This window comes from Sporichthyaceae bacterium, from assembly GCA_036269075.1.
Taxonomy (GTDB): domain Bacteria; phylum Actinomycetota; class Actinomycetes; order Sporichthyales; family Sporichthyaceae; genus DASQPJ01.
In genome coordinates this window covers 101,395-111,770 of the sequence record DATASX010000085.1, presented here as the reverse complement: position 1 = coordinate 111,770, position 10,376 = coordinate 101,395, and the positions used below count along the sequence as shown (strand labels likewise).

General features: G+C 69.2%; 10 protein-coding genes. 8 read left to right on the top strand and 2 right to left on the bottom strand.

Going from position 1 to position 10,376, the window contains the following annotated elements; genetic code table 11:
• Both VHU88_15915 and VHU88_15910 read right to left on the bottom strand, forming a co-directional pair.
• On the bottom strand, nucleotides 1-259 hold a 259-nt coding region (locus VHU88_15915), incomplete at its 3' end, for a hypothetical protein (protein HEX3613175.1).
• A gap of 206 nt (nucleotides 260-465) precedes the next feature.
• The gene (locus VHU88_15910) at nucleotides 466-1,209 is read right to left on the bottom strand and encodes an SDR family NAD(P)-dependent oxidoreductase (GenBank protein HEX3613174.1); all 744 of its coding nucleotides are present in this window, start codon (nucleotides 1,207-1,209) and stop codon (nucleotides 466-468) included.
• A gap of 253 nt (nucleotides 1,210-1,462) precedes the next feature.
• On the opposite strand from VHU88_15910, the gene VHU88_15905 reads away from it, so the two are divergent.
• Genes VHU88_15905 through VHU88_15870 form a run of 8 tightly spaced genes read left to right on the top strand, consistent with a single transcriptional unit; the run spans nucleotide 1,463 to nucleotide 10,327 of the window.
• The gene (locus tag VHU88_15905) at nucleotides 1,463-2,578 is read left to right on the top strand and encodes an LLM class flavin-dependent oxidoreductase (protein ID HEX3613173.1); all 1,116 of its coding nucleotides are present in this window, start codon (nucleotides 1,463-1,465) and stop codon (nucleotides 2,576-2,578) included.
• 36 nt (nucleotides 2,579-2,614) lie between these two features.
• Nucleotides 2,615-3,949 carry an AMP-binding protein gene (locus VHU88_15900; protein HEX3613172.1) on the top strand — a complete coding sequence of 445 codons (1,335 nt, stop codon included), beginning with the start codon at nucleotides 2,615-2,617 and terminating at the stop codon, nucleotides 3,947-3,949.
• Nucleotides 3,946-5,172 carry a cytochrome P450 gene (locus VHU88_15895; protein ID HEX3613171.1) on the top strand — a complete coding sequence of 409 codons (1,227 nt, stop codon included), beginning with the start codon at nucleotides 3,946-3,948 and terminating at the stop codon, nucleotides 5,170-5,172. The genes VHU88_15900 and VHU88_15895 overlap by 4 nt, the downstream gene beginning before the upstream one ends.
• Entirely contained in the window at nucleotides 5,169-6,818 is a 1,650-nt protein-coding gene (locus VHU88_15890; protein HEX3613170.1) for an OB-fold domain-containing protein, read from the top strand. Before VHU88_15895 ends, VHU88_15890 begins: the two co-directional genes overlap by 4 nt.
• A 4-nt stretch (nucleotides 6,819-6,822) precedes the next feature.
• The gene (locus VHU88_15885; protein ID HEX3613169.1) at nucleotides 6,823-7,935 is read left to right on the top strand and encodes a hypothetical protein; all 1,113 of its coding nucleotides are present in this window, start codon (nucleotides 6,823-6,825) and stop codon (nucleotides 7,933-7,935) included.
• Nucleotides 7,932-8,933, top strand: a complete 1,002-nt coding sequence (locus VHU88_15880; protein ID HEX3613168.1) for a phosphotransferase family protein — start codon at nucleotides 7,932-7,934, stop codon at nucleotides 8,931-8,933. Before VHU88_15885 ends, VHU88_15880 begins: the two co-directional genes overlap by 4 nt.
• Entirely contained in the window at nucleotides 8,930-9,379 is a 450-nt protein-coding gene (locus VHU88_15875) for a hypothetical protein (protein HEX3613167.1), read from the top strand. The genes VHU88_15880 and VHU88_15875 overlap by 4 nt, the downstream gene beginning before the upstream one ends.
• Before the next feature lie 60 nt (nucleotides 9,380-9,439).
• Entirely contained in the window at nucleotides 9,440-10,327 is an 888-nt protein-coding gene (locus tag VHU88_15870; protein ID HEX3613166.1) for an SMP-30/gluconolactonase/LRE family protein, read from the top strand.
• Nucleotides 10,328-10,376: the final 49 nt, after the last annotated feature.

Genomic DNA, 10,376 nt, shown 5'->3' with positions numbered 1-10,376 from the left:
CCACCGCCGGAGCCACCTTCGCCGCCGTCGAGGTCGAACCCGCAGCAGGCTTGACCGCCGTACCCGTCGAGGCCGCCGCACCAGCCACAGAACTGTCCGAACCCGCCGCGGCACTACCCCCGGCCGGTGCGCTGTTGGCCGGGGTGTTCGCCGCGGTGTCGGTCGACGCGGAACCGGAGTTCTGGCTCGCCGTGTCGCTCGCGGCGACCCGGGACCCACCGCATGCGGCCAACAGGGCCAACGTCGTGCTGACAGCCACGCAGGCCGTTACCAGCCGACGTGGTCTCCTTCCAGCTGTCATGTGCTTGCCCTTCGAGAAGGCCCCGAGCGGGGCCGCAGTCGTCCAGGAATGTCGAACAGCTTCTGTGGTGCTGCTGGGCCGTAATTCGAAAAGCGGTACGACTGCGGGCGGTGTTCTCTACGGGCCCCGCGGGCGGGCGGGTCCTGCCGTGCACGGTGCTGGAGCTATTGAGCGGTCCAACCACCGTCGATGGCAATGACCTGGCCGGTGATGAATGAGGATTCCGGGCGGGCCAGGTGGATCAGAGTCGCGGCGATGTCGTCCGGTTGGCCGAGCCGCCCATTGGGCGTGGCAGCCTCGCAGTAGTCCCGCAGCGCGTCGGTGATGTCGCCCAGGATCGGCGTTTCGATGATGCCGGGGCAGATGACGTTGATCCGCACGCCGGTCTTGGCGTACTCGATCGCGGCCTGGCGGCTCATGCCGATGATCGCGCCCTTGGTGGCCGAGTAGGTGAAAACGTTCTGCATGCCGACCAGGCCCGCGACCGAGGCGACGTTGACGATCGCGCCGCCGCCGGCGGCGATCATCGCGGGCAGCACCGCGCGCATCCCGTAGAACACGCCTGTCTGGTTGATCGACACGACCCGGTCCCAGCCGTCGTCGGTCTGGTCCACCGCGTTGTCCGGGCCAGCGTTGACCACGCCGGCGACGTTGGCCAGCAGATCGATCGAGCCCTGCCGGGCCAACGTCTGCTCCACCACCAGGCGCCACTCGCCCGGCTCCCGGACGTCCATCGAGACCGCCGACGCCGAGCCGCCTGCGGAAGTGATCTCCTCCGCGGTCTGGTCGGCCTGTTTGACGTCCAGCGCCACCACGTGCATGCCCTCGGCGGCGGCCCGCAAGGCCGTTCCGCGCCCGATCCCTGATCCGGCGCCGGTGATGATCGCGGTTCGCCCCTGCAAGCTCATCTGCATCCTCATTCCGGTCGGCGACGCCTGGAGTGACCCCGACGTTAGGTAGCCGGGGCGTGCTTGCCAATGGCCGATGACGTCAGGTGGGGACCACCCGTTGTCAGGTTCCGTCAATCTCGCAGGCGCATCCGTAGGAACTACGACCGGAGGCGGATCCGGGCTAGTACCTAGCACGGATTCAGCGGTCGCCGCGGCCGACGTAGACATGGCCATCGCTTGAGCCCCGCTGCCCATCAGAAGGGTCGGACCCATGCACTTCGGGATTCTGCTGCTGTTCGCGAACGCGCACTCAGGTAAGACCGACGCGCAGCTGTGGAAGGAGGAGATGGACCTCGGGGTGCGTGCCGAGGAGCTCGGCTTCGACAGCGTCTGGGCGCCCGAGCACCACTTCGACCGTCCGTACTGCGAGTCACCGGACCCGCTGTCGGCCTTGACCTACCTGGCAGCCAAGACCAGCCGCATCAAGCTCGGCACCGGCGCCATCATCCTGCCGTGGTGGCAGGGCCACAACGACGCCATGCGCCTCGCGGAGCGCATCAGCATCGTCGACCATCTCTCAAACGGCCGGCTGCTGCTCGGCCTCGGGCGAGGGCTGGCCCGCATGGAGTACGAAGGCTTCGGCGTCGACATGGAGGAGTCGCGGGACCGCTTCACCGAGACCGCGAACATGCTCCTCGACGGCCTGGACAACGGCTTCATCGATCACGACGGCAAGTACTTCAACCAGCCCAAGCGGGACATCTTCCCCGAGCCGGCCAAGAACTTCCGCGACCGGACCTACACGATCGCGATGTCGCCGCCCTCGATCGCCGCCTCCGCCGAGTTCGGCGGAACGCTGATGTGCTTCAACTACCAGTACCCGATTGAGCAGCAGGCCGAGCAGTTCAACGAGTGGCGGGCGCTCTACGAGGCGACGCACGGCGTGCCGGCTCCGCCGCCGGTCCTGCTGGACTTCTCGTACTGCCACGAGGACGCAGCGGTCGCCGACACCGTGATGCGCGATCACCTCGGGCCGTTCTTCAACGCGATGGTCGACCACTACGAGTTCGACGGCAAGCACTTCGCCAGCTCGGACATGTACAACCACTACGCCGGTGGCGCCGAGGCCATCCAGGCAGCCGGCCGCGAGGCCGCGTTCGAGGGCTTCTACGGCCTGCAGTGGACCGGAACGCCGGAGAAGATGATCGAACAGATGCGCCGGCGCATCGAATTGATCGGCGAGTTCAGCCAGATGATCCTGGTGTCCTTCGGTGGCATGTCGGTCGAGGCCGTCGACAACAGCCTGAAGCTGTTCATGGACAAGGTCGCCCCCGAGGTGCAGAAGATGGCTGCCGCGGCAGGCGCCAAGGTCACCATCTCCGCGTGAGACCGGTGAGGGCGCTCCGCTAGGAGGAGGAATCCCGTGCGCGATCCCACGAACCCGTACTGGGACGTCAAACGCGAGACGCGCGACCCGGCAGACCGCGATGCCGAGACGCTCGTCCACCTGCAGGCCTCGCTCAAGCGGGCCTACACACTGACGTTCTACCAGCGGCACTGGGACGCGCACGGGTTCCATCCGGACCAGGTGCGGACACTGGCCGACTTCACGCAGCGCTGCCCGATCATGACCAAGAAGATGCTGGTCGCCGACCAGGCGGAGTTCCCGCCGTACGGCAGCTATTTGGGCATCGACCGGACCGACATCTTCCGGATCCACGGCTCTTCGGGCACCTCGGGCACCCCGACCATGTACGGGGTCGCGCGCGCCGACTGGGAGCACGCGAAGGAGATCTTCGCGCTCACCCACTGGGCCTCCGGGGTGCGGCCGTCCGACGTGGTGCACTACGCGTTCCCGTTCGGCATGTTCTTCGGCGGCTGGGCGATGCTGATGGCCGCCGAAGAGGTGGGCGCGACTGTGTTCCCGATGGGGCTGGCCGACACCCGGCGGCACATCGAGATGATCGACCGGTTGGGCTCGACCGTGGTCGAGGCGACCCCCTCGTACATGCTGCACATGGCCGAGGTCGCCAGGGAGATGGGCTACGACACCGTCAACAGCCCGATCCGGATCTTTCTGTCCGGCGGCGAACCCGGCGGCTCGATCCCGTCCACCAAGAAACTGATCATGGAGCTGTGGGGACTGGACATCCTCTGCGATGCCGGTACCAGCTCCGAGATGTTCCCGTTCGTGACCAACGCCGAGTGCTCCCACATGCAAGGCCCGCACGTCTACACCGACGAGGTCTGGACCGAGCTCGTCGATCCCGAGGACTCCCACAAGCTCGTGCCGGACGGGGAGATCGGCAACCTCGTCTACACGCATCTGCATCGGATCTCGCAGCCGATGATCCGTTTCCAGGTCAACGACCGCAGCTACCTGACCCGCGAGCCCTGCCCGTGCGGGCGCACCTATCCCCGACTGCCGCAGGGCCTGATGGGCCGGGTCGACGACATGCTCGTGATCCGCGGGGCGAACATCTTCCCCTCCGCGATCGAGAAAGCCCTGCGCGGCGTGGCCGGGCTGGGCACCGAGTTCCGCATCCGGGTGTTCAAGCAGGGACACCTGGACGAGATCAGGGTCGAGGTCGAGGTCGCCCCGGACTTCACCGGCGACCGCGACAACCTGACCCGGCAGGCCACCGACGCGGTCACCCACCACTGCCTGATCCGGGTCCCGGTCAACCTCGTCGAGGCCAACGTGTTCGAACGCGCGGTGCTGAAGTCGCGTCGGGTCATCGACGAGCGCGCCTCATGACTTCGCTCGACTTCGAGGTCGACGTGCTCGGCCCGGAGGCGATCCGCGACCCGTCGGGGTACTTCTCCCGACTGCGCGAGAGCGCCCCGGTGTACTGGGACCCGCGCTACCGCTCCTGGTTGATCACCGGGCACTCCGCGATCGTCGAGGCCATCCGCGACCCCCGGTTCTCCTCCGACCGGGTCGCGCCGATGATCCAGAACAAGCTCATGGGTTCGGACACTGATCCGGCAATCCGCAACGCGTTCGAGGTGCTGCAGCACTGGATGGTGTTCCAGGACGACCCCAAGCACGCCCGGTTGCGTCGCCTGGTGTCGCGCACGTTCACCCCACGCTCGATCGCGAACATCGAGCCGGCCATCGAACGCAAGAGCCACGAGTTGGCCGCCGCGCTGCCACGGCACGGCAAGTTCGATCTCATCGCGGAGTTCACCTATCCGCTGCCGGTCTTTGTGATCGCCGAGATGCTCGGCGTCCCGGAGGCCGACCGCGCCAACTTCAAGAACTGGGCCGAGGAGATCGCACCGGTCATCTCCGGCGGACTCGACGACCCGTCGCGCTACGACCGAGCGGGCCGCGCAGTGGCCGATCTGGTCGCGTTCTTCAGTGACCTGCTCGACCACTACGCCGCCAACCCGGCCGACAACCTGCTCACCTCGCTCGCCGCCTCGCGCGTTGCCGACGAGCCGCTCACCCAGCACGAGGTACTCGCGTTCTGCACTCTGCTGATGTTCGCCGGGCACGAGACCACGGCGAACCTGATCGCCAGCGCGATGCTCGCGCTGTGCCGGCACCCGGACCAACTGGATCTGCTGCGCCACGGCAAGGTCCCGATCGCGAGCGCCGTCGAGGAATTCCTGCGCTGGGACGGCCCCGGCAAGGCGATCACCCGAGTGCTGGCCGAGAACGTCGAGTTGGACGGGCAGCAACTGCTCGCCGGGCAACGGGTCTTCCTGATCCTGGCCGCGGCAAACCGCGACCCGGCGGTGTTCGACGACCCGGACGCGTTGCGCCTGGACCGCGACGCGAACAAGCAGCTCGGCTTCGGCGGCGGCGCGCATTTCTGTCTGGGCGCATCGCTGGCCCGGTTGGAGACCCGCATCGCGTTGCCGATCCTGCTCGACGCCCTGCCGAACGTGCGCCTGTCGCCGGGCCACGAGCTGGAGTGGCAGCAGGTCCTGCTCACCCGCGGGCTGAAGACGCTCTGGCTCGAGGTCGGATGAGCGAGCTTGCCGGGGGCTCCCGGCAAACCGGTTCGCTCCCCCTGCCGGCGACCACCGGACGGTGCGGTTCGTTCTGGACCGCTGGTGCCGACGGCGTTCTTCGGTTGCCGTGGTGCGCGAGCTGCTGTCGCCACCTGCACCCGTCGGCGCAACTGTGTCCAGGCTGCGGCGGAACGGATCTGACGCCCGTCGCAGTCGACGGCCGCGGGCACGTGGTCGCCTGCACCGTCAACTTCCACCCGTGGCCCGGGGTCTCGACGAAGCCGTACGCGCTGGCCGTCGTGGAACTGCCGAACGCCTCAGGGATCCGGCTGACCACCCGCCTGGTCGGCCTCGACGTCGCTGACGCGCGGGTCGGGCTGGCGGTCCGGGTCCGCTTCGAACCGGTCGAGGACGTCTTTCTGCCGGTCTTCGAGCCCTCCGGTGCACCGGACGCCGCGGCCCGAGCACCGGAGCCGGCTCCGGTCGCCCGAGTGCCGGCCGCGGCGAGCCGGTTCGAGCACCTGGTCGCGTTCACCGGCACCGGCACCTCGCAGGTCGGGCGACGACTGGACCGGTCGGAGCTGGACCTGACCGTCGAGGCCTGCCGGCGGGCGATCGCCGACGCGGGGCTCGATCCGTCCGAGATCGACGGGTTGTGCGCCTACCCGGGCTCGACCGGGATGCCGGGCGTGGGCAGCGGTGGGGTGCGGGCCGTCGAGCAGGTGCTCGGCCTGCACCCGACTTGGCACAGCGGCGGGCACGAAGTGCCCGGCCAACTCGGTGGAGTCGTCGCCGGGATGCTCGCGGTCGCGGCCGGGCTGTGCCGGCACGTGCTGTGCTGGACAGCCGTCGGCCGCGACGCCCTGCCCTCCGACGTCGGACCCGGCAGCCGGTTGACCGGGGAGGCGCAGTGGCGGGTGCCCTTCGGGGCCGTGTCGCCGGCGCATTGGATCGGGCTGGCGGCCTCGCAGTACCTGCACCGGTACGGCGCCGACCGGGAAACCCTGGGTTGGCTGGCGGTTTCGGCCGGGCAGCACGCCGCGCGCAACCCCGCGGCGTTGCGCATCGGCTGCGCCGATCTCGACGACCACGCGGCCGCGCGGATGATCACCACCCCGTTCGGGTTGTTCGACTGCGACCTACCCTGCGACGGCGCCCACGCGGTCGTGGTCTCCGCGCTGTCGGCGGCCCGCGACCTGCGGCGGCCGCTGGTGCGGGTGGAGGCCGTCGGCACCGCTGTCGCCGAGGACCAGACCTGGGAGCAAGGCACGCTGACCCACCAGCCCAACGTGTTCGGGCCCGCGGCCCACCTGTGGAGTCGTTCGGCACTGCGGCCTGCCGACGTCGACCTGGCGCTGCTTTACGACGGCTTCACGTTCAACGCGCTGTGCTGGCTGGAGGCGCTCGGCTTCTGCGGCCCGGGCGAGGGCCCGGAGTTCGTCAAGAACGCCGAGCGGATCGGGCCCGGCGGGGTGCTGCCGGTCAACCCGCATGGTGGCCAGTTGTGCGCCGGGCGCAGCAACGGATTCGGCAACCTCGCCGAGGCGATCAGCCAATTGCGCGGCCACGCCGCGGAACGGCAGGTCCTCGGGGCGCAGGTCGCGGTTGTCAGCGCGGGCGGCGGGATCCCGGCAGGATGCATGATCCTCACGACGGACAGGTGAGCCGATGACCATCAGCCCCGCCGACGACTTCATGATCCACCAGACCCCGGACCCGATCCGGTGGGTGGGAACCAGCGACCGCAGGTTCTACGACCGCCACTTCCTGACCGGACACTCCCGCGACGGACAGGTCGCCTTCCTGTGCGGCATCGGGGTCTACCCGAACCTCGGTGTGATCGACTGCTTCGCCTCGGTCACGGTCGGCAACACCCAGTACACGACGCGGGCCTCCCGTGAACTCGGCCACGACCGCATGGACACCGCGGGCATCGGACCGTTCGGACTGCAGATCCTCGAGGGCCTGCGCACGCTGCGCTTCACCTGCGCGCCGCACGAGGACCAGTTGGTCTCCTTGGACCTGCGGTGGGACGGCTCCGCCCCGGCGTTCGCGGAGCCACCGCTGTTCTCCCGGGTCATGGATCGCGTGATGGACGCGGGCACGCGGATCATCCAGACCGGCACGTGGTCCGGCCACATCCGGGTGGCCGGCCGGGAGTTCGAAGTGACTCCGGATCAGTGGCAGGGCGGGCGCGACCGCTCCTGGGGCGTGCGTTCGATGGGCATGGAGCGGGAGCCCAAGGGCATTGCGCACGCGCACCAGGTCGCCAAGAACCGCACCACGCTGTGGATCTGGTCCCCGATGCAGTTCCGCGATCGCACCGTGCACTTCAGCCTCTCGGAGTTCCCCGACGGCGAACGCGACGTCAACACCGTGCGCGAGTCGCTGTCCTACGAGCGCGGCGGCGAACTGCGGTTGCTCTCCGGGCCCGATCACGAGTTGGTCCTGGACCCGCACGACCGGGAACTGCACAAGGGCCAGGTGTCCTGGCGCGAGGCCGACGGCTCGCGCCGCACCGTTCACCTGACCCCGATCTCCCGCATCTACCTGCGGGCCGGCACCGGCTACGGGGGCCCGGATCCGTGGCGGCACGGGACCTACATGGGCCGCGAGTGGGTCGACTCGGTCTCCTTCGACCTGACCGATCCGGCTGTCACCACGAAGATCGGCCCGACACACGTGATGTGCCGGATGGAGGCCGACGACGGCGAGATCGGCTACGGCACCTTCGAGGTCCAGGTCTTCGGCGCCCACGAGAGGTACGGATTCAGCGCGTGACGAACCCAGCCCTCGCTGCCGGGCTCGCCGACGTGCTGACCGAGCATCTCGGTCGGCCGGTGGAGGTCGGGGGCCTGACCCGGCTGTCCGGCGGGTCCTCGCACGAGACCTGGGGTCTGGTGGCCACCACCGGCGACGGGGCCGTGACCGCCCCGCTCGTCCTGCGTCGGGACTTCGACCGGGGCATGCTCGACACCGACGTCCGGGCCGAGTACGAACTGCTGACCACGCTGCACGACGTGGGACTGCCGGTCCCGCGACCTTGGCTGTGCGTCACCGAGGATTCCCCGCTGGACCTGCCGTTCATGATCATGGAACGGGTGGCCGGCACCGATCTCCGCAAGGACCTGGCCCGCCCCGGGCACGGCCGCGACCTGCCCGCGCTGGCCCGTCAGGCGATCGAACTCCAGGCGCGCATCCACGCGGTCGACCCGGCCGAACTGCCCGGCCTGGACCCCCGGTGGGGCCCGCAGCGCGAATTGGCCCGCTGGTCCGCGGTCATCGCCGACGCCGAGCCGGTCCCCGATCCGCTGTTGGTCGCGGCACTTGCCTGGTTGGGCACGCACCTGCCGGACCCGCCGGCGCCGGCGCCTTGCCTGGTGCACGGGGACTTCAAGGCCAACAACCTGCTGATCACGCCGGCCGCTGAACTGGTGGTCATCGACTGGGAGCTCTCCCACCTCGGCGACCCGATCGAGGACCTGGCCTGGACGATGCTGTGGCGCACCGACTGGGACATCGTCGGCGGGCTGCACACCCGCGAGGCGTACGTGCGGACCTACAGCGATCTGACTTGCCGTCAGGTCGGCGCCGAGGCATTGCGGTTCTGGCGCATCCTCGCGCTGGTCAAGCTGTGGGCCATGTTCCTGACCGGGACCGCCGGGGAGGCCCCGCGGCCGACGTTGCTGCTGATGGGCCGGGCCGGGATCTGGATCGCCGACCAGCTGGCGCAGGAGTTGGCGCCGGTTGTCGTCGGGATGAGCGGCGGCACTCGATGATCGACGGTCTGAGCACCGTCGAGGCGGTCGCCGACTTCCTCGATGCCGAAGTCGCCGGGGCGGTGCCGGGCGAGCTGCGTGGCGAGGTGCGTGCGGCCGCCAAGCTGCTTCGGGCCTGCGCGCTGGAGCTCTCGGTGCGCCCCCGCGAGGTCGGCACCGAGATCGACGACCTGCTCGGCCTGATCCACCGAACCAACCTCGATGAGGCCGACCTGGACCTGCTCAACTCCCTGCAGGCCCGGTCGCTGGACCCGCATCTGACCCTGCGCGAGCAGGAGGACCTGCGCTGTGCGGTGGCTGCCCTGACCGGACGCACCCTGGCCCGGCTGGTGCAGACCGACGACCCGCGGGTGGCCGGGTTCGTCGAGTGCCTCGGCCACCATGCCGCGCGCCGCTCGCGCTGGCAGGACGTCTTCCCGGCGAATCCCGCAGGGGTCCGACAGTGAGCGGCGTCGCGCTCAACCGCCCCAGGTCCTGACGGTCAATCACAAACGAGAGGAACGACCATGGAGAAGCTCGTCGGAGACGGTCATTTCTTCGAAGGCCCGCGGTGGCACGACGGCCACTGGTACTCCTCCGACCTGTACGGCCCCGCCGTCCATCAGGTCACTCCCGAGGGCGAGTCGCGGATCGTCGCGACAGTGCCCAATCAGCCCTCGGGCCTGGGCTGGTTGCCGGACGGCACGATGCTGGTGGTGTCCATGAAGGACACCCAGGTGATGAAGGCCAACGCCGACGGATCGGTGTCGAACTACGCGGACCTGCGTCCAGGCACCGTCAGCTTCGCCAACGACATGGTCGTCGACAAGCTGGGGCGTGCCTGGGTCGGCACCTTCGGCTTCAACCTGTTCGAGGGCGAGCAGCCCGCCCGCGGAGCGATCTCCAGAGTCGACCCGGACGGCACTGTCACCGTCGTCGCGACCGAGATGGACTTCCCGAACGGCTTGATCGTCAGCCCGGACAACAACACGCTGATCGTGGCGGAGACCTTCGGCTCCCGGCTGACCGCGTTCGACATCAGCGCCGACGGCTCGTTGAGCGGCAAGCGTGTTGTCGCCCAGCTCGGCAAGGCACCCTCGTGGGACTCGATGGAAACCCTCATCCAGCTCGAGTGCGCCCCCGACGGCTGCGTGCTGGACGCCGAGAACCACGTCTGGGTGGCCGACGCCTGGATGGGCCGCGCACTGCGGGTGTCCCCGGACGGCAAGATCGTCGACGAGGTCAAGGCACCGCCGGGGATGGGCCTGTTCTCGTGCACGCTCGGCGGGCCGAACGGAAACACGCTGCTGATCTGCTGCGCGCCGAGCTTTGCCGACCACGAGCGCAAGCCGGTCAAGGAGTCCGAGCTCTGGGTGCAGGACGTCGAGGTGCCGCGAGCAGACGGGCGACCTTGACCCGCGACGGAGTAGCGTCCCTTCCCTGCGACCCAACGGTCGCACCGGG